This is a genomic window from Sphingomonas sp. PP-CC-1A-547, from assembly GCF_003610375.1.
In the GTDB taxonomy this organism is placed as follows: domain Bacteria; phylum Pseudomonadota; class Alphaproteobacteria; order Sphingomonadales; family Sphingomonadaceae; genus Sphingomonas.
The window spans coordinates 158,589-184,105 of the sequence record NZ_RAPZ01000015.1 but is presented as its reverse complement, the minus strand read 5'-3'; the positions used below and the strand labels follow the sequence as shown (position 1 = coordinate 184,105).

Genomic DNA, 25,517 nt, shown 5'->3' with positions numbered 1-25,517 from the left:
CAGAAACCTCCTTCTGCTCCGCGGCTCCGCGGCTCCGCGTGAACAAACCTTCTGACTTACCGCGCCGCATCCATAGCCTCACGCATCAGCCGTACCGCCTCGCCAAGCCCGACGAACAGCGCCTCGCCGACAAGGAAGTGCCCAATGTTCAGCTCCCGAACCTGCCGGATAGCCGCGATCGGTGCGACGTTGTCGTAGGTCAGCCCATGCCCCGCATGCACCTCGATCCCGTTCTTCGCCGCCAACGCCGCGGCATCGCTCAGCCGCCGCAACTCCACCGTCCGCGCCTCGCCCGACAGTTCCGCATACAGCCCGGTGTGGAGTTCGATCACCGGCACCTTGAGCCGCACCGCCGCCTCGATCTGGCGCGCATCCGGCTCGATGAACAGCGACACGCGGATGCCCGCCCCCGCCAGCACATCGACCAGCCGTGCCATCCGGTCGTAATGCCCGGCGACGTCGAGCCCGCCCTCAGTGGTCAGCTCTTCGCGCTTTTCCGGCACGATGCACGCGGCGTGAGGCTTGTGACGCAGCGCGATGCCGAGCATTTCGTCGGTCGCCGCCATCTCCAGGTTGAGCGGGATCGTCAGCTCCGCCGACAACCGAGCGATATCGTCATCCGTAATGTGCCGACGATCCTCGCGCAGATGCGCGGTAATGCCGTCCGCGCCAGCCGCCGCAGCGACCAGAGCCGCGCGCACCGGATCGGGATACCCCGCTCCCCGCGCGTTGCGCACCGTCGCGACGTGGTCGATGTTCACCCCAAGGCGCAGGTGGTCGTTGCCAAGGGGGCTCATGCCGCCGCCCGACTTCCAGGCTTAATGGCCGGAATCGCGGCGAGTTCACGCGGCAACGCATCCGCCGGGTAGGTCGGCACGTCGAGCCGGATCAGCGGGAAGAACGGAACGCCCAGGTCCGCCGTCCCGTTCGAGCGATCGACCAGCGCCGCCGCCGCGACCGTCACGCCGCCCGCGCGCCCGATCGCCGCGATCGCCTCGCGCGACGACAGCCCGGTGGTGACGACGTCCTCCATCATCAGCACGCGCTGGCCCGGCGCGAGGCGGAACCCACGACGCAGTTCGAACACACCGTCAGGCCGCTCGAGGAATACCGCCTCGACACCAAGCGCGCGGCCCATTTCGTGGCCCGCGATCACGCCGCCCATCGCCGGCGAGACCACGATATCGATCTGCGCCCGCAACTCAGACGGCAGCGACGCCACCAGCGCTTCCGACAACCGAGCGCCCCGCGCCGGGTCCATCAACACCCGCGCGCATTGCAGGTAGCGCGAGCTGCGGAGGCCCGAGGACAGGATGAAATGCCCTTCGAGCAACGCTTCGGCAGCGCGGAATTCGGCGAGCACGTCGTCTTCGGTCATCGCGGGTCATCGCTCCAAATGGTCTGCCCGCGCTGATACGAGCGCGCGAAACCGCACGCAACGAGAACCGGTTCATTTATGAAGGGTTAGACAAGACTTGAGGCGAGCCCCCCCGCTGGGTATAGCTCTTCCCAAATCATAAGCAGACATCCGCGCGTCCGTGATATCGGGTTCGCTATAAACCGGGGTCAAGAATAACGATGCGCAAGATGGGGATGAGAGGATTTGCGATGGCAGCGGGGCTCGCACTGGCGAGTCTCGGTGGTGTCGCCGGGCACGCGGCCCAGCCTGCGAGCACGCCAGCAGCGACGCCTGCGCCGCAGGCCGCCGCAGCACCGGGGGGCGTGTCGAACACTGCGCCGACGACCGCCGCCGCGACGCCCACGGCCAACCCGTCCAGCCCCGAGCTCGCGATGGACGGCGCGCCCGCGATGACGGTCAAGCCGATGATCGGCCAGCCCACGGACGGCCTGTTCGGCCTTCAGCCCCAAGTCACCAAGAACGGCCAGTTCGCGCACTGGATGCACAATTCGATCTTGGTGCCGACGATCACGATCATCTCGCTGTTCGTCCTCGCGCTGCTGTTCTGGGTCTCGTTCCGCTACCGCAAGGCGCGCAACCCGATCGCGTCGAAGACCAGCCACAACACTTTCATCGAAATCATCTGGACGCTCGCGCCGGTCGTGATCCTCGTCCTGATCGCGGTCCCCTCGATCGGTCTGCTGCAAGCCCAGTTCAAGCCCGCACCGTCGGGAGCCGTCACGCTGAAGGCGATCGGCAACCAATGGTATTGGACCTACCAGTATCCGGACAATGGCGGCTTCGAGATCACCGCCAACATGCTGAAGGAAAAGGCTGACGTCGCCGCCGGCGAGCGTCCGCGGACCGATGCCGACGGACCCAAGCTGCTCGCCACCGACAACCGCATCGTCCTCCCGGTCGGCGTGCCGATCCGCCTGATCACCACCTCGAACGACGTGATCCACAGCTGGGCAGTCCCAGCGTTCTGGATCAAGCTCGACGCGATCCCCGGTCGCCTGAACGAGACCAGTTTCACGATCGAGAAGCCCGGCCTGTATTTCGGCCAGTGCTCGGAGCTCTGCGGCGCGCGCCACGGCTATATGCCGATCGCGGTCGAGGCGGTTCCGCCCGCCGAATACGCTGCGTGGGTCCGCGCCAAGGGCGGTACGATGCCGACCCCCGGCAAGGCGTCCGACAGGGTCATCCCGCAACCCGGCGCCGACGGCTCCGCGACGAAGGTCGAGGAGGCCGCAGAAACAGCCAACGCCACCGGCCCTGTGGAAAACGTAACGACCGCAGCCCCCGCGACCACGCAGGGCGCGACCTCAAACCCGGCCGGCGCCGGCAACGCGGGACAGTAAGATGACCGACACCGCTCTCACCCCGTCGGCCTTCGTGTCCCACGAAGCGCACGACCATCATCACGATACCGATCATAAGCCGGGCTTCTTTGCGCGTTGGTTCATGTCGACCAACCACAAGGATATCGGCACGCTGTACCTGATCTTCGCGATCGTCGCGGGGATCATCGGCGGCTCGGTCTCGGGGCTCATGCGCGCCGAACTCGCGCATCCCGGTATCCAGTATCTCCAGGGCTGGGCGTCGATGCTCCATGGCGGCCCCGCCAGTCTCGACGAATCGCTCCATCTCTGGAACGTGCTGATCACCGCGCACGGCCTGATCATGGTGTTCTTCATGGTCATGCCGGCGATGGTCGGTGGCTTCGGCAACTGGTTCGTGCCGATCATGATCGGCGCGCCGGACATGGCGTTCCCGCGCATGAACAACGTGTCGTTCTGGCTGCTGATCCCCGCCTTCACGCTGCTTCTGGTATCGCCGTTCTTCGGTGGCGCGGGTAACGGCTGGACGCTCTACGCCCCGCTCTCGACCTATGGCGAACCCGGGCCGTCGACCGACATGGCGATCCTCGCGCTGCATCTGGCCGGTGCATCGTCGATCCTCGGCGCGATCAACTTTATCACGACGATCTTCAACATGCGCGCGCCGGGCATGACGCTGCACAAGATGCCGCTGTTCGTGTGGTCGATGCTCGTCACCGCGTTCCTTCTGCTGCTAGCGCTGCCGGTACTCGCAGCCGCGATCACGATGCTGCTGACCGATCGCAACTTCGGCACGACGTTCTTCGATCCGGCCGGCGGCGGCGATCCCGTCCTCTACCAGCATCTGTTCTGGTTCTTCGGCCATCCCGAAGTCTACATCATGATCCTGCCGGGCTTCGGCATCGTCAGCCAGATCATCTCGACGTTCAGCCGCAAGCCCGTCTTCGGCTATCTCGGCATGGCGTATGCGATGGTCGCGATCGGCGTGGTCGGGTTCGTCGTGTGGGCGCACCACATGTTCACCACCGGCCTCAGCGTGAACACCAAGATGTACTTCACCGCGGCGACGATGGTCATCGCGGTGCCGACTGGCATCAAGATCTTCTCGTGGATCGCGACGATGTGGGGCGGCTCGCTCACGTTCAAGACGCCGATGGTGTGGTCGATCGGCTTCATCTTCATGTTCACCGTCGGCGGCGTGACCGGCGTGGTGCTCGCGAACGGCGGCATCGACGATTACATGCAGGACACCTATTACGTGGTGGCGCATTTCCACTACGTGCTGTCGCTGGGCGCGGTCTTTTCGCTGTTCGCCGGGTTCTACTACTGGTTCCCGAAGATGACCGGCAAGATGTACAACGAGTTCCTCGGCCAGCTACACTTCTGGGTGTTCTTCGTCGGCGTGAACGTGATGTTCTTCCCGATGCACTTCCTGGGTCTCCAGGGCATGCCGCGCCGCATCCCGGACTACACGCCCGAGTACGAGCATTGGAACACGGTCGCGTCGGTCGGCTACATGATCATGGCCGCGGGCATGGTGGTGTTCTTCGTCAACCTGATCTGGTCGCTGGCGGCCGGCAAGAAGGCGGGCGACAACCCCTGGGGCGACGGCGCGACGACGCTGGAGTGGACGATCTCTTCGCCACCGCCGTACCATCAGTTCGAGACCCTGCCGAAGATCGATTAGGATGCGAGGCCGCGTAGCGCCAGCTACGCGCCGGTGCGGCACCGCCGCACGCATCCGACCGGCCGGCGCGGCAACGCCGCGTCCGACGACACGGGATTAACTCCCGTGTCGGGGCCAGCCAAAAAGGAAGACGCCTCGGGGAAACCCGGGGCGTTTTCGTTAAATGGCCGTCCCCAGTCCCACGATGTTTCCGCGGAAAGGCGGGGAGCCACCTTAGGCTCCCGCCTCCGCAGGAGAACGAAGGAAGGGAGCACCTGCGGACGTCATCCCCCGCATACGTCCTCCCAGCGGGGTTGGGATTGCACCCTTTGCTTCCACTCGCGCGTCATGAGCGAGACCCCAGCTTTCGCTCGTATGACGAGATAGGGCTGGCCAAATCCCAACCCGAGCGCTTCACATTCATCATTCCACAGGACAATCGCGCTAACCCCGCGTCATGCCGAGCGCGCAACCCCCAGTCCGCCCCAACGCGCCAACCGGCATCGCCTGTTCGACCTTCGCCTTGCTCTCCGCCTTCGCGGCGTTTGCGTTCACGATCATCGTCCCAACCATGCTGCGCGACGGCGACACTGGCTGGCATCTCGTCGCAGGCGCCTGGATCGTCGCGCATGCGGCCGTTCCGACCACCGATCCGTTCTCGTTCAGCGTCGTCGGCCGCCTCTGGGTCGCACACGAATGGCTCTCCGAAGTAGCGATGTACGCGAGTTACCGCGCGGGCGGCTGGAGCGGCCTGATCGTCCTGGTCGGCGTGGCAATGGCGGCGCTGTTCGCGCTGATAGCCGCCGAACTCCGCCGCTGGATGAGCGCGCGGGCGAGCATCATCGCGCTGCTGCTGCTCGGCACCGCGCTGATCCCGTCGCTGGTCGCGCGGCCGCACATGCTGGTGCTGCCGATCCTTGCCGGCTGGACGATCGCGCTGTTGCGCGCGCGCGAACACGACCGAGCCCCACCACTGCCGATGGCGGCGGCGATGCTGATCTGGGCGAATGCGCATGGCAGCTACGTCTTCGGACTGGCGCTGGTCGGCGTATTCGCGATCGAGGCGCTGCTGGCCGCCAAGACCTCCGACCGCCGCACCGTGATCCAGCGTTGGGGCCTATTCGGAATTAGCATGACGATAGCCGCAGCCGTCACACCATGGGGCGTGCACGGCCTGACGTTTCCATTTTATCTGAACGACCTGAAAGCGCTCGGTCAGATCAACGAATGGCAGCCGTCCGACTTCAGACCCTTTTCCGGCTTCGAGGCGATCTTGCTCGCGAGCCTCGCGTTCCTGCTGGCGCGGCCGATCCGTATCCCACCGATCCGCCTGCTGCTGGTACTCGGCATGCTCCACATGACGCTGCAGCACACCCGCCACGAAATCATCCTGGTGACCGTCGGCATTCTCGTGCTGGCCAAGCCACTCGGCCGCGCGCGGAGCTACCGCGATACCAGCTTTTCGAAGCCCCTTTCCCATGGCCCAGAGCGACTGATCGTTGCCATTCTGGTATCCGCGCTTACAGTCAGTCTTACCGCCTACCGCATCGCAGTGCCGGTCGTCCGCACGGAAACCAAGGGCATTCCCGTCCGCGCGCTCGCGAATCTGCCGTCCGCGCTACGCCACCAGCGCGTCTTCAACGAATACGGCTTCGGCGGATCGCTGATCCTCGCGGGCATCCGTCCGTATATCGACGGGCGAACCGACATGTACGGCGACGCCTTCACGCTCGACTATTTTGCGATCGCCCGCGGCGACGCGGATCGCTGGCATGCGGCGAATGCGAAGTGGCATTTCGGCTGGACCATCCTGCCGCCGCGCTCGCCACTGGTCCGCCTGCTCGACCATGACCCCACTTGGCGGCGGATCTACGCGGACGATACCGCGGTCATTCACCAAGCCGTACCCACGCACCGGGCAAACCGCTGAGCCATCACGAAGGCTTTCCGACCTCCCCCGCAACGCGTATAGCGTACCCGAACCATGACTCCTGCCACCCCCCTCCTGCCACCGGCGCATTGGCGCGATTTCCTTGCGCTGACCAAGCCGCGCGTGATGACGCTCGTCGTCTTCACCGGGCTCTGCGGGATGCTCGCGGCGCCAATCGGCGTGCATCCGGTGATCGGCTTTACCGCGATCCTCTGCATCGCGCTCGGCGCCGGGGCAGCGGGAGCACTCAACCAATGGTATGAGTCGGACATCGACGCGGTCATGCGTCGCACACAGAAACGCCCGCTGCCCGACGGCCGGATGGACCGTCAGGCCGCGCTCCATTTCGGCGTAGGGCTCGGCGCGTTCTCGGTGCTGTTCATGGGCGTCGCGGTCAACCTCGTCGCAGCCGCGATCCTGACCGTCTCGATCCTGTTCTACGTGCTGGTCTATACCGTCTGGCTGAAGCGCCGCACGCCGCAGAACATCGTCATTGGTGGTGCCGCCGGCGCGTTCCCGCCACTGATCGGCTGGGCCGCGGCGACCGGCGATATCGCGCTGCTGCCGGTGTTGTTGTTCCTGTTCGTGTTCCTCTGGACGCCGCCGCATTTCTGGGCGCTCGCGCTGTTCATGAAGAGTGATTACGCCGCCGCGGGCGTACCGATGCTCCCGGTCGTGTCGGGGGAGCGCACCACGCGGACGCAGATCGGGCTTTACACGATCCCGATGGCGGCGGTCGCGATCCTCCCTTGGCCGCTTGGGCTGACCGGGCCGATCTATGGCATCGCGGCCGTACTGCTGACCGGCTGGTTCGCGCTACTAGCCGTCCGCGTCTCGAGGCGCACCACGCATGCCGACGATGCGATGAAACCGGAGAAGGCCTTGTTCAAATACTCGATCCTGTATCTGTTCGTGATGTTCGGCGCGCTGGTCGTCGACCGGTGGTTCGCATGAGCATTCCTGATCCAGACCTGATCCGAAGCCGCCAACGTGGTCGCGCCCGCGTCATGGCGCTCTTGCTCGGCGCGTTCGTCATCCTCGTCTTCGCGATCTCGATCGCCAAGATCCGCGCGGGGATGCCGCACTGATGGCCGGCTGGAAGGCCATGTCGCGCACCAACCGTACCGCGGCGCTCGCGGTGCTCTTCATCTGTTTCATGACCGGCCTTGCCTGGGCCAGCGTGCCGCTCTATCGCCTGTTCTGCGCCGCGACCGGGCTCAACGGCACCACCAACCGCGGACTGGCCGCCCCCGGGGCGGTCGACCACAAGATTCAGATCGACTTCGACACCAACGTCAGCCCCAAACTGCCGTGGAAGTTCACGCCCGAGAATCGCTCGGACACGGTCGATATCGGCGCGCGCGACATGGCGTTCTTCACCGCCACCAACACCTCGAACAAGCCGCTCACCGGCACCGCGACGTTCAACGTCCAGCCCGCGCAGGCCGGCAAGTATTTCACCAAGATCCAGTGCTTCTGCTTCACGCAGCAGACGCTCAAGCCCGGCAAGACCGCGCGGATGCCGGTGATCTTCTTCGTCGATCCGAAGATCCTGACCGACCCCGACGCGGCCGATATCCAGACGATCACGCTCAGCTATACGTTTTACCCGGTGGATTCTGCGAAAACAGCCAGCTAGAACGTCGCCAAAGAAAATAGGGGAGTACCGATGGCCGGCGCCAAGAACCATGATTACCACATCCTGCCGCCGAGCATCTGGCCGCTGGTCGGCTCGTTCTCGGCGCTGATCATGGCGGTCGGCGGCATCATGTGGATGCACGGCGGCCATATCGACAAGCCCAATGGCGGCGGCTGGATCTTCTTCATCGGCCTGACCGGGCTGCTCTTCACATTCTACAGCTGGTGGGCGCAGGTCATCAAGGAAGCGCACGCGGGCGACCACACCCCCGTCGTCCAGCTCCATTTCCGCTACGGCATGATCCTGTTCATCGCCTCCGAAGTGATGTTCTTCGTCGGCTGGTTCTGGGCGTTCTTCGACTTTTCGCTGTTCCCGACCGCGATGACCTATGCCGACGGTACCGTCACGCGTGCGGTCGAAGGCGGCGCGGCGATCGTCGCGCAGTGGCCGCCGAAGGGCCTGACGGTCATTAACCCGTTCGAACTGCCGCTGCTTAACACCCTGATCCTGCTGACCTCGGGCACCACGGTGACGTGGGCGCATCACGCGCTGATCCACAACCAGCGCGGCGGCGAGAAGACGGGGGCCTGGGGCCTGATCGGCGTCGGCAACCGCGACGGCGTGCTCAAGGGCCTGTGGCTGACCGTAATCCTCGGCGTGCTGTTCAGCTCGATCCAGGCGTATGAGTATGCCCACGCGCCCTTCCCGTTCAAGGGGATCAACTACGGCGCGTCGTTCTTCATGGCGACCGGGTTCCACGGCTTCCACGTGCTGATCGGCACGATCTTCCTGATCGTCTGCCTGGTCCGCGCCTACCGCGGCGACTTTACCCCACGCCAGCATTTCGGCTTCGAAGCGGCGGCGTGGTACTGGCATTTCGTCGACGTCGTGTGGCTGTTCCTGTTCGTCACCGTCTACGTCTGGGGCGGCTGGGGCGCCCCCGTCCACGGCGGTTGAGCTTTTTCCAACCCATCTTTAGCCGCCACTCCGGCGGCTACCTCCCCGGCAGCTACCACCCCGGCGAAGGCCGGGGCCCAATTGGCAAGGCTGCAGTAACGCAGCGCTGTCCGCGGTTAGCGGCGTCCCCCAATTGGGCCCCGGCCTTCGCCGGGGTGGTGGCGGTTTTGGATGCGGCACGGACGCGAACCAACCGTCGCTCCCTTCCCTTGTTCTCCCTCGACGGCGGGAGCCCAATCTGGATCCCCGCCTTCGCGGGGAAACAAGGGAGAGCGCTGACCCCATGACCGAAGATCCATACCCACTCGCCAACGCCCCCACGATCGCGCAGGTCGCGCTCAAAGGCCTATGCCCCCGCTGCGGCAAGCCCACGCTCTTCGCCAAATGGTCCAACTTCGCCGACCGTTGCCCGAACTGCGGGCTCGACTTTAGCAAGTTCAACGTCGGCGACGGCCCCGCCGCCTTCCTCACCCTGATCCTCGGCGCACTCGTGGTAGCCCTCGCGATAACACTCGAACTCAAAGTCCACCCGCCGCTCTGGCTGCACATGCTGATCTGGATCCCCTTCACTGCCGGCGGAGTCGTCCTCTCGCTCCGAGCAGCCAAGGGCGCGCTCATGTCCGCCGAATACCGCAACGCAGCCCGCGAAGGCCGAATCGACCCGTGACCCAATCTGCACGACGTATCCCAATCATCCCGACGGTACTCGTAACGCTCGCGATCGCGGCGATGATCGGCCTCGGCCTGTGGCAACTCCTCGACCGCCTCCCGAAAAAGGAAGCGTTCCTCGCGCAGCTGGCCGCCAACCCCGCCAAGCCGCCAATGGCCTTCCCGCGCTTCCCCGACGAGACGCTCCTGTTCCGCCGCGCCTCGGGCCTCTGCCTCCAGCCAACCGACATCAAACTCGCCGGTGCCGGCAAGTCCGGCTTCCGCGCGATCGCCGAATGCAAGACCGGCGCGGAGGGCCCCGGCATGATCGTCCAGCTCGGCACCACGCGCGACCCGATGGCCAAGATCGCGTGGACCGGCGGCGAAGTCTCCGGCTTCATCAGCCACGCGCCCGACGGCCGTTCGCTGATCGGATCGCTGTTCGATCGCACCCCGCAGCGCCTGATGCTGGTCGCCGATACCCCGCAGGCCGGCCTCAACCCCAACGGCAAGCCCGACATCGCGTCGGTCCCGAACAACCACCTCGCCTATGCCGGCCAATGGTTCTTCTTCGCCGCCATCGCCGCGATCATCTACACCCTCGCGCTCCGCCGCCGACCTCGCTAGCCGTTCTCCTGCGAACGCAGGAGCCCAGGGTACCGCGCGCATCCCTCCGTAACCCTGGATTCCTGTGTTCGCAGGAAAACGAGCGGTGCGGGCAGCTTGTCGCCTCCCCGCCCATTCGCTAACCGCTTGGCCATGCGTTACATCAGCACCCGCGGCTCGGCGCCGATCCTCGATTTCGAAGCGGCGACGCTCGCTGGCCTAGCGTCCGATGGCGGCCTCTACCTCCCCGACGCGTGGCCGACGATGACGCGCGACGAGATTGCCGCGCTTGCCGGGCTATCGTATGTCGACACTGCGGTCGCCGTGATGGCCCCGTTCGTCGGCGACGCGATGACGCGCGACGAGCTTAAGGCGCTCTGCGAACAGGCTTATGGCCGCTTCTCGCACGCTGCAGTCGTTCCGCTCGTTCAGCTCGACCACGACCAGTGGCTGCTCGAACTCTTCCACGGCCCGACGCTCGCGTTCAAGGACGTCGCGCTCCAGCTGCTTGGCCTCTTCTTCGAGCGCTTCCTCGCCGGCACGGACAAGCGCCTGACGATCGTCGGCGCGACCAGCGGCGACACCGGCTCCGCCGCGATCGACGCGGTCGCGGGGCGCGAGGGCATCGACATCTTCATGCTCCACCCGGTCGGCCGCATCTCCGACGTGCAGCGCCGCCAGATGACCACGGTGCTCAGCCCCAACGTCTACAACATCGCCATCGAAGGGAGCTTCGACGATGCGCAGGCGCTGGTGAAGGCTATGTTCAACGACCGCGCCTTCTCGACCAAGTTCGCGCTGTCGGCGGTCAACTCGATCAACTGGGCCCGCCTGATGGCGCAGGTGGTGTATTTCTTCTACGCCGCCGTCCGCCTCGGCGCGCCTCACCGCGAGGTCGCGTTCGCAGTCCCGACCGGCAATTTCGGCGACGTCTTCGCCGGTTATGTCGCGGCGAAGATGGGGCTCCCGGTGGCCAAGCTAGTCGTCGCGACCAACGTCAACGACATCCTCCACCGCGCGCTCAGCACCGGCGATTATTCGAAGGGCGGTGTCCAGCAGACCCCGACCCCGTCGATGGACATCCAGGTCAGCTCGAACTTCGAACGCCTGTTGTTCGACCTCGGCGACCGCGATGGCGCAGCGCTCGCTGCACAAATGGCCGGCTTTGAATCCTCGGGAGCAATGCGCCTCACCAATGCGCAATCGCAAGGTGCCTCCGCCCTCTTCCAGAGCGAACGCATCGACCTCGACGACATGACGCTGGCAATGCGCTGGGCGCACGAGCACGCCGGCCAGGTGATCGACCCGCACACCGCGATCGGCCTGGCCGCTGCGTTGCGCACCGAAGTCCCCGCCGGCGTTCCCATCGTAACGCTCGCCACCGCGCACCCCGCCAAGTTCGGCGACGCGGTCGAGCGCGCGACCGGCGTCCGTCCCTCGCTGCCCACCCGCGTGGGCGACCTGTTCGACCGCGAGGAGCGCTACGCCACGCTGCCAGCGACGTTCGAAGCGATTACCGCCTACATCACCGAGCGCGCGAAGCCGTCGGCATGAAGCTGCATACCCTTATCGGCGAACCCTGGGCGGATTACGGCCTGATCGACTCGGGTCACGGCAAGAAGCTCGAGCGCTATGGCCGCTTCCGCTTCATCCGCCCCGAGCCGCAGGCGATGTGGGCGCCTGCCTCGACCGACTGGCAGGCGCAGGGCGAATTCGTCCCCGGCTCGGACGAGGACGGCGGCGGCCGCTGGGAATTCTCCGAGCCCGTCCCCCGCGAAGGCTGGACGCTCAAGTGGAACGAGGTGTCCTACACCGCGCAAACCACCCCGTTCCGCCACCTCGGTTTCTTCCCCGACATGGCGCCGGTGTGGAGCTGGATGCGCGAGCGCGTCGCGGGGCTCGACTCGCCCGAATGCATGAACCTGTTCGGCTATACCGGCGTCGGCACGCTGGCGATGGCGACCAAGGGCGTCCGCATGGTGCATGTCGATGCGTCGAAGAAGTCGGTCGAGGCAGCCAAGGCGAACGCGAAACTGTCTGGCATGGCCGACGCGCCGATCCGCTGGATGACGGATGATGCGGCGAAGTTCGTCGCGCGGGAGGTTCGCCGTGGGCGGCGGTATGACGGAATCCTGCTCGATCCGCCGAAATACGGGCGTGGGCCGGAAGGTGAGGTCTGGCGGCTCGAGGAGGATCTGCCGAAGCTGATCGCCGACTGCCGCAAGCTGCTCGACGAGAACTCCCGCTTCCTGTTCCTGACGGTCTACGCGGTGCGGATGTCCGCTCTGGCGATCGGCGGACTGCTGAACCAAGTGTTTGCAGACCTCCCCGGCAAGATCGAAGTCGGCGAACTCGGCGTCCGCGAAGAGGTCCGCGGCCTGGTATTGCCGACGGCAATCTGGGCCCGCTGGAGCCGCTGATACAGGCATCCCCCTCCCTGGAAGGGAGGGGTTAGGGGTGGGTCGGCCGATTGGCTGGCGCAGACACCCGCCTCAAACTGCCCCACCCCAAGCCCCTCCCTTCAGGGAGGGGAGCAGTATCACCCCGGAATCTGCTGGGAGATGCAGTGGAAGCTCCCGCCGCCCGTCAAAATATGATCCGCACGCTGGCCAACCACCTCACGGTCCGGGAACAGCGCCTGGATCGCCACCACCGCCGCCTGGTCGTTCTCGGCCCCATACAACGGCACCACGACCGCGGCATTGCCAATGTAGAAGTTCATGTAGCTCGCCGGCACGACCTCCTCGTCGCGCAGCACGCGCCCCGGCGACGGAATCGTCACGACCTCCAGCCCGGCCGCCTCGGCGTCTCGCGCGGCGTTCTGGTACACCTGCCAGTTCGGATCGTTGTCGGTCGCCTTCGGGATCGCCACGCGCCCCTCACCGACGAACCGCGCCAGATTGTCGACATGGCCGTCGGTGTGATCGTTGACCAGCCCGTCCCCCAGCCACACCACGCGGGTGTAGCCGAGATCGGACGCCAGCCGCGCCTCGATCTCCGCTTTGCTCAGCGACGGATTGCGGTTGCGGTTGAGCAGGCACTGCTGCGTCGTGACGACCGTCCCGGTACCATCGCCATCGATCGCGCCGCCTTCCAGCACCCAGTCGCACGCCTCGACCCGCGTGTGCCGGCTTTCCGCCAGCCGCAGCCCGATCGTGTCGTCGCCGGGCAGGTCGTACTTCCCGCCCCAGCCGTTGAACCGGAAGTCCCGCGCGCTGCCGTCGCCGACGATGATCGGCGCGGTATCGCGCAGCCAGATATCGCCGAACGGCTCGACCACCACGTCCGCGAACGGGGCCAGCTTCTTGGCGGTGGTCGCCGATCCGACATCGGCCGCGACCAGGATCACCGTCTCGCCATTGCCGCCGGCGTGCACCGTCTTGGCAAACGCGACGACCTCGTCCCGCGCGGGCTCGAGATCCTCAAGCCACAGGTCCGCATGGCTCGGAAAGCCGATCCAGACGGCCTTGTGGCGCGCCCATTCGGCGGGGGTAGAGACTGCGGTAGTCGTCGGGGTCACTTACTTGGCTCCTGCGCGACCGCGGTCACGGATGCCGCGGAATTCGGCGGTCTTATACCAGTTCGGCCACAGACTGGTATCGTCCGCGAGTTTCCGCCCAAGCCCGTAATAGATCGTCAGGTCCTCGACGGCACCCGACCAGTCCCACTTGGCGTCATATTCGTCCGCCGGCTTGTGATAGCGATGCGCGACATAATCCTCGCGCGCCGCATGCCCCGCCGCCGTGCCACCGACGACGAGGTCCTCGCCGCTACCGCCATCGAGCATCGGCACGCCCAGCTTGGCGAAACTGAAATGATCGGACCGGTAATAGCTGCCGCGCTCGGGATTCGCCTCGGTCCCGATCACGCGCCCCTCGGCAGCGACGAACGGCTTCACGAGGTCCTCGATCTCAGACTTGCCCGCACCGACGAGGACGAAGTCTTTCGCGCGCCCACCGATGTTCAAGCCGTCCATGTTCACGCCACCGACGGTATGCGCCAGCGGATAGATCGGATGCTCGGCATAATAGCGCGACCCCAGCAGTCCGGACTCTTCCGCCGTCACTGCCAGGAACGCAATCGAACGCTTGGCTGGTCCTGCCTTCACCTGAGCCTCCGCCAGCGCCACCAATCCGGCAACGCCGCTCGCGTTGTCCAAAGCACCGTTGCAGATGTCGTCGCCATCGACCGCGTCGCAGCGCCCGAGATGATCCCAATGCGCCGAATACATCACGTAATCGTTCGGCGCCGCCGTCCCCGGCAGCACGCCGATGACGTTCTTCGATGCCTGACGCCGAATCGTGTTGTCGAACCCGCCGCCGAACTTCAGCCCGAGCGGTACCGCCTTGAACCCCTTTACCTTCGCCGCCGCCGCCAGCGTCGCGTAATCCTTGCCCGCGCTCGCGAACACGCGCTCCGCCGCCGGCTTCTGCATCCAGCCGACGATCTGCGACTGGTCGAGATGATCGCCCTTCTCGTCCAGTTCGAGCTGCGGCCCGGTCCAGGAGGACTGGACCACCGCCCACGGATACGCCGCCGGTTCGGTATCATGAACGATGATCGCCGCCGCCGCGCCGTGCCTGGCCGCGTTCTCGAACTTGTACGGCCAGCGCCCGTACCACGTCATCGCGCGGCCCTCGAACGGCCCCTCGCGCGACATCGTCTGCCAGTCAGCATCGTTGATGAGGATGACCACCGTCTTCCCCTTCACGTCGGTGCCGGCATAATCGTCCCAACCCTTTTCGGGCGCGGTGATGCCGTAGCCGACGAATACCACGTCGCTGTTAGCCACCGCGGACTTGGGCGCCACGCGATAGGTTCCCGCGACCATGTCGGTGCGATAGGCGAGGCTGACGGGTGCCTTGCCACCGGTGAAGGTGAACGGTGCGACGTTGCCCGCGGTGATCTCCACCATCGGCACGTCCTGCGTCCACGACCCCTTGTTGCCGGGCTTCAGCCCCGCCGCCTTCATCCGCTCGACGATATACGCAACCGTCTTGGCCTCCGCAGGCGTGGTCGGCGCGCGGCCTTCATACGCGTCCGACGCCAGCACCTGCGTGACGGTCTTCAACGTCTCGACCGAAATCGCGGGAGACATCTGCGCGGACGCAGCGGTCCCAAGCAGCAGGAGAGGCAGGATGGCAGCGCGCAAGGTCATTCCCCCAAAGAGATGCCGCACGTTTTGGCAGCGGCGCCGGCACCGCGCAAGCATCGCTTGCCGTGCTGTCCGGCTTCGATAGGATGTGGGGCAGGGGCTTTGGGGAGCGACGAGGATGCGATATCTTGGCGGGTTGCGCGCGAGCAGTTCGGTCTGGAAAATGATGACGCTACCGGCCGTCTTGGCGCTGCCGGTAGCCGCGGCAGCGCAGGACACCGCGGCGGTCATTTCGACAGAAGCAGCGTTCGGCGCTCGTGAAATCCAGCAGTTGAGCCTCTCGCCCGACGGTACGCACATCGCCATGATCGTGCCGATGAAGGGTCGCGGCGCCATGCTGCGCATCGCCGACATGGTCGGAGGCAAGATCGCCGACCCGATCCTGTCGTCCTCCGGCGACCCCGAAAGCCTGAGGGATTGCCGCTGGTCGACCAATACGCGCCTCGTCTGCCGGTTCATCACTACCGCACATACCGGAACCGATCTGCTTGCCTTCAGCCGGGCGCTCGCCATCGACAGCAATGGCGGCAACAGAAAGATCCTGAGCGCACGCACGAACGAACGCTCGCTTGGTATCATGCAAGACGGCGGCAACGTCATCGACTGGACTGCAGACGGCGCGGAGGGTGCCGTGCTGATGACCCGCAAGTTCGTACCCGAGGCGATGATCGGCACGCTCCTGGCCCGTTCGGCGGTTGGCTTGGGCGTCGAGCGGATCGACACCGTCACGCTGACAAGACGGGTCGTCGAGCCGGCCCGTGCGAATGCCATTGAATATATCAGCGACGGCCAGGGTTCCGTCCGGATCGTTGGCTCGCGGGCCATGACCAGTGGAGGCTATGACGGTGCGAAGGTGATCTATTCATACCGCAAGGCCGGTGATCGCGCTTGGCAGCCGTTAAGTCAGGTCGCCAGTACTGTCAGTGGTGGCAAGAGCGGGTTCGATCCCTACGCCATCGATCCCGCGCTGAACGTCGCATACGGCTTCGACGACAGGGACGGCCGGCAAGCGCTGTACAAAATCGCGCTAGACGGCAGCCTCAAGCGCGATCTCGTACTTGCACGCCCGGATGTCGACGTCGACCAGTTGATCCGGTTGGGTCGACAGAACCGGGTGGTGGGTGCTGCCTACGCAACCGACCGCCGCGAAGTCGAATTTTTCGATCCTACGCTGCAAAAGCTCGCCGTGTCGTTACGCAAGGCCTTGCCCGGCAGGCCACTGATCACATTCGTCGACGCGAGCGCGAACGAGACCAAGCTGTTGCTGTTCGCCGGCAGCGACGTCGATCCGGGCCGCTATTATCTGTTGGATCGGACGACCAACAAGATGGGCGAAGTTGCACCGTCACGTCCGGAGTTGGGGAAGACGACACTCGCCAGCGTCCAGTCGATCACCTTCCGCGCCGCGGATGGCACGATGATTCCCGGTTATCTGACTTTGCCCATTGGCGGTACTGGCAAGGGGTTGCCCGCGATCGTCATGCCGCACGGCGGGCCGGGCTCACGCGACGAATGGGGGTTCGACTGGCTCTCGCAATATTTCGCGGCGCGCGGTTTTGCTGTGCTGCAGCCGAACTTCCGGGGTTCGACCGGCTATGGGTCGGCATGGTTCCAGAAAAACGGCTTCCAGTCGTGGCGGACTGCGATCGGCGACGTCAACGATGCCGGACGCTGGCTGATGTCGCAAGGGATTGCGGCGCCGGACAAGCTTGCGATCGTCGGCTGGTCCTATGGCGGCTATGCAGCGCTACAATCGGCGGTGCTAGATCCTGGCCTGTTCAAGGCGGTCATCGGCATTGCGCCGGTGACGGATCTGGACGCGTTGCGCGAGGAATCGCGAGGCTTTACGGCCTTCGCCCAGGTCGACACGTTCATCGGGCATGGTGCGCATATCCAGGCGGGATCGCCCGCGCGCAACGCCGACAAGATCAAGGTGCCCGTACTGCTGTTCCACGGCGATCGGGATCGCAACGTCGGAATCGGTGAATCGCGATTGATGGCGGCCAAGCTGCGGGGCGCGGGTGGCAAGGTCGAACTGGTCGAGTTCCCCGGCCTCGATCACCAGCTCGACGACGATGTCGCGCGTACCGCGATGCTGACCAAGGCCGATGCGTTCCTGCGGACGTCGCTGGGGATGTAGAACGAAAAAAGGGCGGCCCCGCAGGACCGCCCTTTTTCGTATAACGATCGTACCGAAAGATCAGCGCGAGTAGAACTCGACGACCAGATTCGGCTCCATCTTCACCGGGTAAGGCACTTCGTCGAGCGTCGGGACGCGCGTGAAGGTGACCTTGGCCGCACCGTCGGTGGCGACGTAATCGGGGATCTCGCGCTCGGCGAGGCTCTGTGCTTCCATGACCAGCGCCATTTCCTGCGCCTTCGAACCCAGCGTGATCTCGTCGCCGACGAAGCAGCGACGCGAGGCGATGTTGCACTTCACGCCGTTGACGCGGATGTGGCCGTGCGAAACGATCTGGCGTGCCGCGAAGATCGTCGGTGCGAACTTGGCGCGGTAGACGATCATGTCGAGACGCTGCTCGAGCAGGCCGATCAGGTTCTGCGAGGTATCGCCCTTCAGACGCGCAGCCTCATGGTAGCACGCACGGAACTGCTTCTCGGTCACGTCGCCGTAATAGCCCTTGAGCTTCTGCTTGGCGCGCAGCTGGATACCGAAATCGCTGACCTTGCCCTTGCGGCGCTGGCCGTGCTGGCCCGGGCCGTATTCGCGCTTGTTGACCGGCGACTTGGGACGACCCCAGATGTTCTCGCCCATACGGCGATCGAGTTTGTACTTCGCGCTTTGACGCTTCGACATAAGTAAGTCCTTGGCAAATGCTAACAACGTTGGTCCCGGTATCGCTCTGCTGGCTGTACGAGACGGATGTCCAGACAGGGCAGGGCCACCGCTTCACCGGGGTGCAGGGCCATTGCGAAGGCGGGCGCCTAGACGGGGGGCGGTCCAGAGTCAAGCTGGACAGGCCGGATGGGGCTCGGCAAGAGACGGCGCATGACCATTCTCCCCGGCCCAGATTGCACTACCATGACCGACGTCCGCGCAGGCGTCGACGCGCTCGACCGCGACTTGGTCGCGCTCATCGCCAAGCGGTTCGCCTACATGGACGCCGCCGCGCGCATCAAGCCCGAGCGCGGGCACGTCCGGGATGAAGCGCGGAAGGCGCAGGTGATCGACAACGCGCGGGCCGAGGCGGTGAGACTGGGGGTGCCGGAGGCCGTGGTCGCGGATCTGTGGGAGACGCTGGTCGAAGCCTCGATCGCGTATGAACTGGCGGCGTTCGACAGGCGCTAGACCTGCGCGCAAACATAGTTCCCGTTCCCGTTCCGTCCCCAACATCGCCCCCTCCCCGTTCGTGCTGAGCGAAGTCGAAGCATCTTCGCTTGGGTCACACCCTTCGACTTCGCTCAGGGCGAACGGAAGGCGGGGGGGCGAACGGAAAGGGGTGAGCCGAGCAGGAATCAGCCCCGCGGCCGCTTCCCCGCTAGCGACGACAACACCCCGCGCATCGTCCGGACCTCCTGCGACGACCAGCCCGGCTTGGTCAGCAGCGTCCGCAGTGTCCGCCGCGTCGACTGCATCTTGTCGGGCAGGTGGAAGAACCCGGCCCCCATCAGCATCGCATCGAGTTGCCCGATCATCCCGTCGAGCTCTTCCTGCGGTGCGGGCGGCATGATCGGGTTGATCGACGGCTGCGACAGCCCGCGCTCGGCGGTCAGGCCCTTCGACCATTCATAGGCGACCAGGATCACCGCCTGGGCGAGGTTGAGCGACCCGAACTCCGGATTGATCGGCACGGTGATGATCGTCCGCGCCACCGCGACGTCGTCGGTTTCGAGCCCGGAGCGCTCGGGCCCGAACAGGATCGCGGAACGGCCGGGGGCGGCGTGGATCTCGGTCGACGCCTGTTCTGGGGTTACGACCGGCTTGGTCACGCCGCGTTTGCGGACCGTGGTGGCGAACACTTGCGCGCAGTCGGCGGTGGCGGCGGCGACGCTCTCGTAGACCTTTGCGTTTTGCAGCACGATGTCGGCGCCGCTCGCGGCGGGGCCGGCGGAGGGGTTGGGCCAGCCGTCCCGCGGGGAGACGAGGCGCATCTCGACGAGCCCGAAGTTCAGCATGGCGCGCGCGGCCTTGCCGATGTTCTCGCCGAGTTGGGGGCGGACTAGGACGATGACGGGGGGTGGAGCTCCAACCGCCCCATCGCCATCCGCAAGCACATCGCTGTCCCCAGCCGCGTCCGTACCAATCATGTTTTCGTCAATCACGTCGCCAAATCCACCAATCTCGCCAAGCTCACCAAAGTCGTCCGGCTCGGCCAATCCATCGTGCACATCCAAACCATCCCGCTCATCCACCCAACCCCGTTCGTCCTGAGTAGGGGCTGAGCGAAGCCGAAGACCCGTATCGAAGGATTTGCGCGAGAGTAAGCGTACCGCGTCCCAATCCCCCGCTGCCAGCGCTTCCTTCTTCACCCGCGTCCAGCCTTTCAACTGACGCTCGGCCTCCAATGCCTCGATGCGGCTTGGAAAATCCTGCGACCACATCAGCGTCACCGGGCGCCGTTTGTGCGTGTATCCAGGAAGCTCGCCGTGCTGATGTTGCGCGATCCGGCGCTCGATCGAGTCGGTGTGGCCGATATAGTAACTGCCGTCGGAACAGCGGAGCATGTAGGCGTAAAAGCTCATGCAACCTGTCCTTCGATACGGGCCTTCGCCGTGCTCAGTCCCTACTCAGGACGAACGGAAGAGGGATGAGGAACCGTCGATAAGGTAAAGTTTACGATGCTGCCATCGGTCCGTATCGAAGGACAAATAAGGGAGCGCATCACTCCGCTCGCCCAACCTCCTCCACACTCCCAGCAAAGGCCTCGAAGTCCTTCGCCTCGCTAAAGTCCCGATACACGCTCGCAAACCGGATATACGCCACGGAATCGAGCCCCTTGAGCCCGTCCATCACCATCTCGCCGATCCGTTTCGACGTGACGTCGTTCTCGCCCAGCGTCTCCAGCCGCCGCTGGATCCCGCTCACCAGCTTCTCGATCCGTCCCGCCTCGATCGCCCGCTTCCGCGTCGCGATCGACAACGACCGCAGCAGCTTCTCGCGATCGAACGGCTCCCTGCGCCCCTCGCTCTTCAACACGAACAGCTCGCGCAACTGGATGCGCTCGAACGTCGTGAAACGCGCCGCGCACCCCTCGCATTGGCGCCGACGTCGGATCGCCGCCCCGTCTTCGGTGGGGCGGCTGTCCTTTACCTGGCTGTCTTCATGTCCGCAGAAGGGGCAGCGCATTCAGACCTTCTTCTTGCCCTTGTAGTACGCGTAGCCCGCGCCCGCGAGTGCGCCGAAGATCGGGCCGACGATCGGCACCGGGATCGCCACGACCGCGCCGAGTGCGCTCCACTTGGCCATGCTCTTGCCGAGGCCGGGGGTCGCCTTGATGTCGTTCTGGACGTCGTCGAACTTCGACATGCTGTTTATCCTTGATAGATCGGGAAGCGTGCACACAGGGCCCGCACACGCGTCCGAACGTCCGCCTCGACTTCCGGGTCCCCATGCTCGCCCTTTTTCGCGAGGCCGTCCAGCACGTCGGCGACCATGTTGCCGATCTCGCGGAACTCCGCCGGGCCGAACCCACGCGTCGTACCCGCGGGCGAACCGACACGGATGCCGCTGGTCTTCACCGGAGGCAGCGGATCGTTGGGGATGCCGTTCTTGTTGCAGGTGATCCCTGCGCGCTCCAGCGCCTCGTCCGCATCGCGACCCGTGATGCCCAGCGGGGTGAGGTCGATCAGCGCGAGATGCGTGTCGGTGCCGCCCGAGACGACGTCCGAGCCGCGCTCCTTGAGCGTTGCCGCCAGCACCTTGGCGTTCTCGACGACCGCCGCGATGTAGCTCTTGAAGTCGGGCTGGAGCGCCTCGCCGAACGCGACCGCCTTCGCTGCGATCACGTGCATCAGCGGCCCACCCTGGAGCCCGGGGAACACCGCCGAGTTGATCTTCTTCGCGATCGCCTCGTCATTGGTCATGATCATGCCACCGCGCGGGCCCCGTAGCGTCTTGTGCGTGGTGGTCGTCACGACGTGCGCGTGGCCGAACGGCGTCGGGTGCAGGCCCGCTGCGACGATGCCGGCGAAATGCGCCATGTCGACCATGAAATACGCGCCGACCTTGTCCGCGATCGCGCGGAACTTGGCGAAGTCGATGACGCGTGGGTAGGCCGAGCCGCCCGCGATGATCAGTTTCGGCTGATGCTCGACCGCCAGCGCCTCGACCTGATCATAGTCGATCAGGTGTGTGGTCGCATCGACGCCGTACTGAATGGCGTTGAACCACTTGCCCGACATCGCCGGCTTTGCGCCATGCGTGAGGTGGCCGCCCGCATCGAGGCTCATGCCGAGGATCGTGTCGCCCGGCTTGACCAGCGCCAGCATCACCGCGCCGTTCGCCTGCGCGCCCGAATGCGGCTGCACATTGACGAACCCGCAGCCGAAGATCTGCTTGGCGCGCTCTATCGCCAGCGTCTCGACCGTGTCAGACGGCGCACAGCCCTGGTAATAGCGCTTGCCCGGATAGCCTTCCGCGTACTTGTTCGTGAACACCGAGCCCTGCGCCTCTAGCACCGCCTTCGAGACGATGTTCTCGGACGCGATCAGCTCGATCTGCGTCTGCTCGCGCTCGAGTTCGGCGGCGACACCGGCGAATACGGCAGCGTCCGCATCGGCGAGGCCGCGCGTGAAGAAGCCATCGGGCTGGACGTCGTGGAGTTCGCGGGGCTGGGTGCTCATGCGGGGACCTTTAACTTGTCGACACGGAGTTGATGACGGCCGCCGGCAAAATCGGCGGACAGGAAAGCTTCAACGCACGCCTTGGCCATTTCCTCGCCGATCAGGCGCGCACCCATCGCGATGGCGTTGGCGTCGTTGTGGATGCGCGCAAGGCTCGCCGAAAGCGGTTCGGAGACGAGTGCGCAGCGGCAGGCGGGATTACGGTTGGCGGCAATCGAGATGCCGATCCCGGAGCCGCACAATGCGATGCCGCGCTCGGCGCTACCATCGGCAATCGCTGACGCAAGCTTGAACCCGTAATCGGGATAATCGACGCTGGCGGCGCCTTCGGGCCCGAGATCGAGCACGTCATGCCCCGCCTCGCGCAGCCACGTGGCGAGCACCGCTTTCAACGAAACGGCGGCGTGATCGGACGCGATGGCGATGCGCACCTGGCGTATTCCTGTGACGGGAGATCGGGTGCCCAGCCCCCTACCCCCCCGAGCCGGAATTTGCCACACCTGTTCGCGGGCGCTTTCGTCAGGATGACGCGTTAAGGTCGGGAATGACGTCGAACGAGACCGTGAAGGAGACATTCATGAAGGCCCTCACTCTGCTTGCCGCCGCCGCGCTGACTGCATGTTCCGGCCCGGCCCCCGAGACCAGCAACGACGGAAACATGACCTCCGCCGGATCGGTCGAACGCAAGGTCGCCGCTCCCAAGCCTAAACCGGCGCCCGACTACACCGGTCGCTGGATCGGCGTCGAAGGCATGGTCCTCGACGTCGCCCCGACCGCCACCGCCGGCCACTACGCACTGACCATGCAGTGGGACCTCGACAACAAGGGCAAGTTCGACGGCATCGCGACCGGCGACACGATAGCGTTCGATCGCGGTGGCGTCCGCGAAACGCTGCGCCCGACCAACGGCGACGCGACCGGGCTAAAATACCTTTTCGGCAAAACCGACTGCCTCACCGTAAAGCCCGGCGAAGGCTATTGCCGCGACGGACTTAGCCGCTAGGTTCCCGCCCGTGACTATCGCACATGCCAACGCCGACGCCGCCCGCGCGCACCTTTCCGAAGTGCTGCTGCGGACCGGCCAAGAGGACCGCGACGCGTTTCGCGAACTCTATACGCTGACCAGCGCGAAGCTTTTCGGGATCACCCACCGTATCTGTGGCAACGCCCAAGCCGCGGAGGATGTGCTGCACGAGGTCTATCTCACGATCTGGAAACGCGCCGGTGCCTGGGAACCCGGCCGCGCGAGCCCGATAACCTGGTTGGCGACGATCGCGCGTAACCGCGCCATCGACTGGCAGCGCGCGCAGGGCGTCCGCCGCACGAGCCCGCTCGACGATGCGCCCGACGTCGCCGATCCCGGCGAGGGTGCCGAAGCGGGGATGCTGGCGAGCGAATCCTCGCGCGAACTGATCGAGTGCCTCGACGGTCTCGAGCCGCAGCAGCGCGACGCGATCCGGACCGCATTCTTCGAGGGCATTACCTACGCCGAACTCGCGATCAAGCGCGCGGTGCCGCTGGGGACTATGAAGAGCTGGGTCCGCCGCGGCCTCGCCCGCCTGAAGGATTGCCTCGATGGTTGATCCGACTACCGATACCGGCGTGCCTGAGGACGTGGCGGCCGCGGAACTCGCGCTTGGCCTGCTCGAAGGCGAGGAGCGCGGAGCAGCACTGCGCCGCGTGCTCGCCGAGCCCGGTTTCGCCGCGCAGGTCGAATGGTGGCGGTCGCGTCTGGCGGTCCTGTTCGACCTCTGGCCCGAGCGTGCAGCGCCGCCCCATCTCGCCGCCCGGATCGAAGCCAGTCTCGACGGAACGCCAGCCTTCGCCCCAACGAGCCGCTTCGCATGGCCGGCGCTCGCCGCCGTCACCAGCGCGATCGCCGCATCGCTATTGCTGTTCGTCATGGTCCGCCCAGAACCGACCGTGCCCGTCGCCCAGCCGGTCCCCGTCGCCCACGCGTCGAGCGTGCTCGTCGCGATGCTTGGCGATGCGAAGTCGCCGGTTGCAGCAGTGTACGATCCCGCAAACGGCGCGCTCCGCGTCGCAGCCGGCCCCGGCGTTCCGGACGCGCGCGTCGCGCAGCTCTGGGTGATCGGCGGCGACGGCGTGCCGCATTCGCTCGGCTTGCTCTCGGGCCGTCCGACCACGCTCGCGCCCAAGGGCGTCGATCGCGGTCGCATAGCACCCGGCGCGACGCTCGCGATCTCGGTCGAACCGCTCGGCGGCTCGCCGACCGGCCTGCCGACCGGCCCGGTCGTCGCCACCGGCGTGGTCGCGCGCGTCTGATGCCGGTCTGATGACAGTACGACACGCCGCGACCGGCGGCATCCCGCCGATTGCGCGCCTGCTCGGGCTGAGCGGCTTGTTGCCGCAACTCGGGGCAGTCGCGCTGTTGCTGAGCGGCGATCCGCAAAGCCGGTTCTCCGCGCTGGCGATCGCGTACGCCTATGCCGCGATCATCCTGAGCTTCCTCGGCGGGCTCTGGTGGGGTCTCGCCGCGCGCACCGACTTGCCGCCCCGCTGGCTCTGGTTCGCGAGCGTCGCGCCGTCGCTCATCGCCTTGGCCACCGCCTGGCCCTGGATGATCGGCCTGCGCTGGCCCGGTCCCTCGCTGGTCGTGCTCGGCATCAGCCTGATCGCCGCGCTGCTCGTCGACCGTGCGCTCGTCAAAGCCGGCATCGCGCCGCCCGGCTGGATGAAACTGCGCATGCCCTTGTCGCTCGGCCTGGGCGTTCTGACGATGCTGGCCGCGGCGCTTTAATCCCGCTCGCGAGTCGTATGGGCAGCTGGTTCGTGGTACGAATTGGGCATGAACTCATCGGCCAGAAGTCTCTGTCTCGACCGACAAGCCAAGGCGCGTTTTACGACCGCCGAGTTCCTGCGCATGGGTGAGTCCGGCGCATTCGACGGCATGAAGATCGAACTGGTCGGTGGGAAACTCGAACGGATGGACTTGCCGCTGGCGGGGCACGCCGCGCGACAAGCCAAGATCGGCATCCGTCTTTCGCGGTTGCTACCGGAGACGCGGATAACGGGTGGGGTTGGCATCGATCTCGACGACGCCACCGTAATAGGCTGCGACGTGGCCGTGTTGCGCGAACCCGTGGAAGGCAATCGCCTGCTCATCGCCGACGACCTTCTGCTCGTGATCGAGGTCGCAGAAACGTCGGTAGCTCGCGACACCACGATGAAGCGCTTCGCCTACGCGCGCGGCCGCATTCCGCACTACTGGGTAGTTGATGGCATTCGGCGCATCGTCCATGTCTACGCCAACCCCTTGGAAGGCGATTACACGCGGTTCCATTCGGTAGGTTTCGGTGAAACGCTAGACGTGCCAGGTGCCGACGGCACGATCACAATCGACTGACCAGAGTTG

At 65.7% G+C, this 25,517-nt stretch carries 28 protein-coding genes; 18 read left to right on the top strand and 10 right to left on the bottom strand.

The features are described 5' to 3' along the window. Nucleotides 1-56: 56 nt before the first annotated feature. The gene (locus tag C8J39_RS17180) at nt 57-797 is read right to left on the bottom strand and encodes a pyridoxine 5'-phosphate synthase (protein WP_120301544.1); all 741 of its coding nucleotides are present in this window, start codon (nt 795-797) and stop codon (nt 57-59) included. Beyond that, complete coding sequence (gene pyrE / locus C8J39_RS17175; RefSeq protein WP_120301543.1) at nt 794-1,378, bottom strand: orotate phosphoribosyltransferase; 585 nt, start codon at nt 1,376-1,378, stop codon at nt 794-796. The genes C8J39_RS17180 and pyrE overlap by 4 nt, the downstream gene beginning before the upstream one ends. A 230-nt stretch (nt 1,379-1,608) precedes the next feature. On the opposite strand from pyrE, the gene coxB reads away from it, so the two are divergent. The 11 genes from coxB (at nt 1,609) to C8J39_RS17125 (ending at nt 12,605) form a co-directional block, all read left to right on the top strand. Beyond that, complete coding sequence (coxB, locus tag C8J39_RS17170) at nt 1,609-2,760, top strand: cytochrome c oxidase subunit II (RefSeq protein WP_243650218.1); 1,152 nt, start codon at nt 1,609-1,611, stop codon at nt 2,758-2,760. A 1-nt stretch (nt 2,761) separates the two neighbouring features. Next, a complete protein-coding gene (ctaD, locus tag C8J39_RS17165) occupies nt 2,762-4,426 on the top strand; it encodes a cytochrome c oxidase subunit I (protein WP_120301542.1) in 1,665 nt (554 codons plus the stop codon). Between the two features lie 436 nt (nt 4,427-4,862). After that, nucleotides 4,863-6,335 carry a hypothetical protein gene (locus tag C8J39_RS17160; RefSeq protein ID WP_120301541.1) on the top strand — a complete coding sequence of 491 codons (1,473 nt, stop codon included), beginning with the start codon at nt 4,863-4,865 and terminating at the stop codon, nt 6,333-6,335. Between the two features lie 54 nt (nt 6,336-6,389). After that, nucleotides 6,390-7,289: a heme o synthase gene (locus C8J39_RS17155; RefSeq protein ID WP_120301540.1), complete on the top strand. Its 900-nt coding sequence runs from the start codon at nt 6,390-6,392 to the stop codon at nt 7,287-7,289. Further along, entirely contained in the window at nt 7,286-7,423 is a 138-nt protein-coding gene (locus C8J39_RS18880; RefSeq protein ID WP_165895280.1) for a hypothetical protein, read from the top strand. Before C8J39_RS17155 ends, C8J39_RS18880 begins: the two co-directional genes overlap by 4 nt. Further along, entirely contained in the window at nt 7,423-7,974 is a 552-nt protein-coding gene (locus C8J39_RS17150) for a cytochrome c oxidase assembly protein (protein ID WP_120301539.1), read from the top strand. Before C8J39_RS18880 ends, C8J39_RS17150 begins: the two co-directional genes overlap by 1 nt. A gap of 30 nt (nt 7,975-8,004) precedes the next feature. After that, a complete protein-coding gene (locus tag C8J39_RS17145) occupies nt 8,005-8,931 on the top strand; it encodes a cytochrome c oxidase subunit 3 (RefSeq protein WP_120301538.1) in 927 nt (308 codons plus the stop codon). Nucleotides 8,932-9,214: 283 nt separating this feature from the next. After that, nucleotides 9,215-9,598, top strand: a complete 384-nt coding sequence (locus tag C8J39_RS17140; RefSeq protein WP_107964468.1) for a DUF983 domain-containing protein — start codon at nt 9,215-9,217, stop codon at nt 9,596-9,598. Beyond that, nucleotides 9,595-10,206: an SURF1 family cytochrome oxidase biogenesis protein gene (locus tag C8J39_RS17135; RefSeq protein ID WP_347812449.1), complete on the top strand. Its 612-nt coding sequence runs from the start codon at nt 9,595-9,597 to the stop codon at nt 10,204-10,206. Before C8J39_RS17140 ends, C8J39_RS17135 begins: the two co-directional genes overlap by 4 nt. Nucleotides 10,207-10,338: 132 nt before the next feature. Next, entirely contained in the window at nt 10,339-11,739 is a 1,401-nt protein-coding gene (thrC, locus tag C8J39_RS17130) for a threonine synthase (protein ID WP_120301537.1), read from the top strand. Next, a complete protein-coding gene (locus tag C8J39_RS17125) occupies nt 11,736-12,605 on the top strand; it encodes a class I SAM-dependent methyltransferase (protein ID WP_120301536.1) in 870 nt (289 codons plus the stop codon). Before thrC ends, C8J39_RS17125 begins: the two co-directional genes overlap by 4 nt. Nucleotides 12,606-12,724: 119 nt before the next feature. Here the strand turns inward: C8J39_RS17125 and C8J39_RS17120 are convergent, their stop codons facing one another. Both C8J39_RS17120 and C8J39_RS17115 read right to left on the bottom strand, forming a co-directional pair. After that, entirely contained in the window at nt 12,725-13,705 is a 981-nt protein-coding gene (locus C8J39_RS17120) for an agmatine deiminase family protein (protein WP_056066272.1), read from the bottom strand. Next, complete coding sequence (locus tag C8J39_RS17115) at nt 13,706-15,343, bottom strand: M28 family peptidase (RefSeq protein ID WP_183038029.1); 1,638 nt, start codon at nt 15,341-15,343, stop codon at nt 13,706-13,708. A gap of 163 nt (nt 15,344-15,506) precedes the next feature. Between C8J39_RS17115 and C8J39_RS17110 the strand changes: the two genes are divergently transcribed. Beyond that, nucleotides 15,507-17,480: a S9 family peptidase gene (locus tag C8J39_RS17110; RefSeq protein WP_120301590.1), complete on the top strand. Its 1,974-nt coding sequence runs from the start codon at nt 15,507-15,509 to the stop codon at nt 17,478-17,480. 60 nt (nt 17,481-17,540) lie between these two features. On the opposite strand, the gene rpsD is transcribed toward C8J39_RS17110, so the two are convergent. Beyond that, nucleotides 17,541-18,155 (bottom strand): 30S ribosomal protein S4, encoded by a 615-nt coding sequence (gene rpsD / locus C8J39_RS17105; protein WP_056053294.1) that lies wholly within the window; start codon nt 18,153-18,155, stop codon nt 17,541-17,543. Between the two features lie 192 nt (nt 18,156-18,347). On the opposite strand from rpsD, the gene C8J39_RS17100 reads away from it, so the two are divergent. After that, on the top strand, nt 18,348-18,647 hold the full coding sequence (locus C8J39_RS17100) for a chorismate mutase (RefSeq protein ID WP_120301535.1): 300 nt from the start codon (nt 18,348-18,350) through the stop codon (nt 18,645-18,647). A gap of 167 nt (nt 18,648-18,814) precedes the next feature. On the opposite strand, the gene C8J39_RS17095 is transcribed toward C8J39_RS17100, so the two are convergent. The 5 genes from C8J39_RS17095 to rpiB all read right to left on the bottom strand — a co-directional run bounded on the left by C8J39_RS17095 (nt 18,815) and on the right by rpiB (nt 22,572). Continuing rightward, the gene (locus tag C8J39_RS17095) at nt 18,815-20,041 is read right to left on the bottom strand and encodes a TrmH family RNA methyltransferase (RefSeq protein WP_120301534.1); all 1,227 of its coding nucleotides are present in this window, start codon (nt 20,039-20,041) and stop codon (nt 18,815-18,817) included. Between the two features lie 139 nt (nt 20,042-20,180). After that, complete coding sequence (gene nrdR / locus C8J39_RS17090; protein ID WP_056487307.1) at nt 20,181-20,645, bottom strand: transcriptional regulator NrdR; 465 nt, start codon at nt 20,643-20,645, stop codon at nt 20,181-20,183. After that, nucleotides 20,646-20,825 (bottom strand): hypothetical protein, encoded by a 180-nt coding sequence (locus tag C8J39_RS17085; RefSeq protein ID WP_056066278.1) that lies wholly within the window; start codon nt 20,823-20,825, stop codon nt 20,646-20,648. A 5-nt stretch (nt 20,826-20,830) separates the two neighbouring features. After that, nucleotides 20,831-22,141: a serine hydroxymethyltransferase gene (locus C8J39_RS17080; RefSeq protein ID WP_120301533.1), complete on the bottom strand. Its 1,311-nt coding sequence runs from the start codon at nt 22,139-22,141 to the stop codon at nt 20,831-20,833. Beyond that, a complete protein-coding gene (gene rpiB, locus C8J39_RS17075; RefSeq protein ID WP_120301532.1) occupies nt 22,138-22,572 on the bottom strand; it encodes a ribose 5-phosphate isomerase B in 435 nt (144 codons plus the stop codon). Before rpiB ends, C8J39_RS17080 begins: the two co-directional genes overlap by 4 nt. Nucleotides 22,573-22,718: 146 nt before the next feature. Between rpiB and C8J39_RS17070 the strand changes: the two genes are divergently transcribed. Genes C8J39_RS17070 through C8J39_RS17050 form a run of 5 tightly spaced genes read left to right on the top strand, consistent with a single transcriptional unit; the run spans nt 22,719 to nt 25,508 of the window. After that, on the top strand, nt 22,719-23,144 hold the full coding sequence (locus C8J39_RS17070) for a hypothetical protein (protein WP_132833653.1): 426 nt from the start codon (nt 22,719-22,721) through the stop codon (nt 23,142-23,144). A gap of 10 nt (nt 23,145-23,154) precedes the next feature. Then, complete coding sequence (locus C8J39_RS17065) at nt 23,155-23,724, top strand: sigma-70 family RNA polymerase sigma factor (protein ID WP_120301530.1); 570 nt, start codon at nt 23,155-23,157, stop codon at nt 23,722-23,724. Then, nucleotides 23,717-24,427, top strand: coding sequence for an anti-sigma factor domain-containing protein (locus C8J39_RS17060; RefSeq protein ID WP_120301529.1), 711 nt, complete (start codon nt 23,717-23,719; stop codon nt 24,425-24,427). The genes C8J39_RS17065 and C8J39_RS17060 overlap by 8 nt, the downstream gene beginning before the upstream one ends. 10 nt (nt 24,428-24,437) lie before the next feature. Then, entirely contained in the window at nt 24,438-24,902 is a 465-nt protein-coding gene (locus C8J39_RS17055; protein ID WP_120301528.1) for a DUF3429 domain-containing protein, read from the top strand. Between the two features lie 48 nt (nt 24,903-24,950). After that, nucleotides 24,951-25,508 carry a Uma2 family endonuclease gene (locus tag C8J39_RS17050; protein ID WP_120301527.1) on the top strand — a complete coding sequence of 186 codons (558 nt, stop codon included), beginning with the start codon at nt 24,951-24,953 and terminating at the stop codon, nt 25,506-25,508. Nucleotides 25,509-25,517: the final 9 nt, after the last annotated feature.

Bases quoted from the DNA above. Each gene is read 5' to 3' on its own strand.
- C8J39_RS17115 (WP_183038029.1), bottom strand. From the start codon at position 15,343: ATGACCTTGCGCGCTGCCATCCTGCCTCTCCTGCTGCTTGGGACCGCT.
- C8J39_RS17145 (WP_120301538.1), top strand. From the start codon at position 8,005: ATGGCCGGCGCCAAGAACCATGATTACCACATCCTGCCGCCGAGCATC.
- nrdR (WP_056487307.1), bottom strand. From the start codon at position 20,645: ATGCGCTGCCCCTTCTGCGGACATGAAGACAGCCAGGTAAAGGACAGC.
- C8J39_RS17110 (WP_120301590.1), top strand. From the start codon at position 15,507: ATGACGCTACCGGCCGTCTTGGCGCTGCCGGTAGCCGCGGCAGCGCAG.
- C8J39_RS17180 (WP_120301544.1), bottom strand. From the start codon at position 797: ATGAGCCCCCTTGGCAACGACCACCTGCGCCTTGGGGTGAACATCGAC.
- rpsD (WP_056053294.1), bottom strand. From the start codon at position 18,155: ATGTCGAAGCGTCAAAGCGCGAAGTACAAACTCGATCGCCGTATGGGC.
- C8J39_RS17085 (WP_056066278.1), bottom strand. From the start codon at position 20,825: ATGTCGAAGTTCGACGACGTCCAGAACGACATCAAGGCGACCCCCGGC.
- C8J39_RS17080 (WP_120301533.1), bottom strand. From the start codon at position 22,141: ATGAGCACCCAGCCCCGCGAACTCCACGACGTCCAGCCCGATGGCTTC.
- C8J39_RS17140 (WP_107964468.1), top strand. From the start codon at position 9,215: ATGACCGAAGATCCATACCCACTCGCCAACGCCCCCACGATCGCGCAG.
- C8J39_RS17050 (WP_120301527.1), top strand. From the start codon at position 24,951: ATGAACTCATCGGCCAGAAGTCTCTGTCTCGACCGACAAGCCAAGGCG.
- C8J39_RS17125 (WP_120301536.1), top strand. From the start codon at position 11,736: ATGAAGCTGCATACCCTTATCGGCGAACCCTGGGCGGATTACGGCCTG.
- C8J39_RS18880 (WP_165895280.1), top strand. From the start codon at position 7,286: ATGAGCATTCCTGATCCAGACCTGATCCGAAGCCGCCAACGTGGTCGC.
- coxB (WP_243650218.1), top strand. From the start codon at position 1,609: ATGGCAGCGGGGCTCGCACTGGCGAGTCTCGGTGGTGTCGCCGGGCAC.
- C8J39_RS17070 (WP_132833653.1), top strand. From the start codon at position 22,719: ATGAAGGCCCTCACTCTGCTTGCCGCCGCCGCGCTGACTGCATGTTCC.
- C8J39_RS17060 (WP_120301529.1), top strand. From the start codon at position 23,717: ATGGTTGATCCGACTACCGATACCGGCGTGCCTGAGGACGTGGCGGCC.
- C8J39_RS17160 (WP_120301541.1), top strand. From the start codon at position 4,863: ATGCCGAGCGCGCAACCCCCAGTCCGCCCCAACGCGCCAACCGGCATC.
- C8J39_RS17155 (WP_120301540.1), top strand. From the start codon at position 6,390: ATGACTCCTGCCACCCCCCTCCTGCCACCGGCGCATTGGCGCGATTTC.
- thrC (WP_120301537.1), top strand. From the start codon at position 10,339: ATGCGTTACATCAGCACCCGCGGCTCGGCGCCGATCCTCGATTTCGAA.
- C8J39_RS17150 (WP_120301539.1), top strand. From the start codon at position 7,423: ATGGCCGGCTGGAAGGCCATGTCGCGCACCAACCGTACCGCGGCGCTC.
- pyrE (WP_120301543.1), bottom strand. From the start codon at position 1,378: ATGACCGAAGACGACGTGCTCGCCGAATTCCGCGCTGCCGAAGCGTTG.
- C8J39_RS17095 (WP_120301534.1), bottom strand. From the start codon at position 20,041: ATGAGCTTTTACGCCTACATGCTCCGCTGTTCCGACGGCAGTTACTAT.
- C8J39_RS17100 (WP_120301535.1), top strand. From the start codon at position 18,348: ATGACCATTCTCCCCGGCCCAGATTGCACTACCATGACCGACGTCCGC.
- C8J39_RS17055 (WP_120301528.1), top strand. From the start codon at position 24,438: ATGACAGTACGACACGCCGCGACCGGCGGCATCCCGCCGATTGCGCGC.
- ctaD (WP_120301542.1), top strand. From the start codon at position 2,762: ATGACCGACACCGCTCTCACCCCGTCGGCCTTCGTGTCCCACGAAGCG.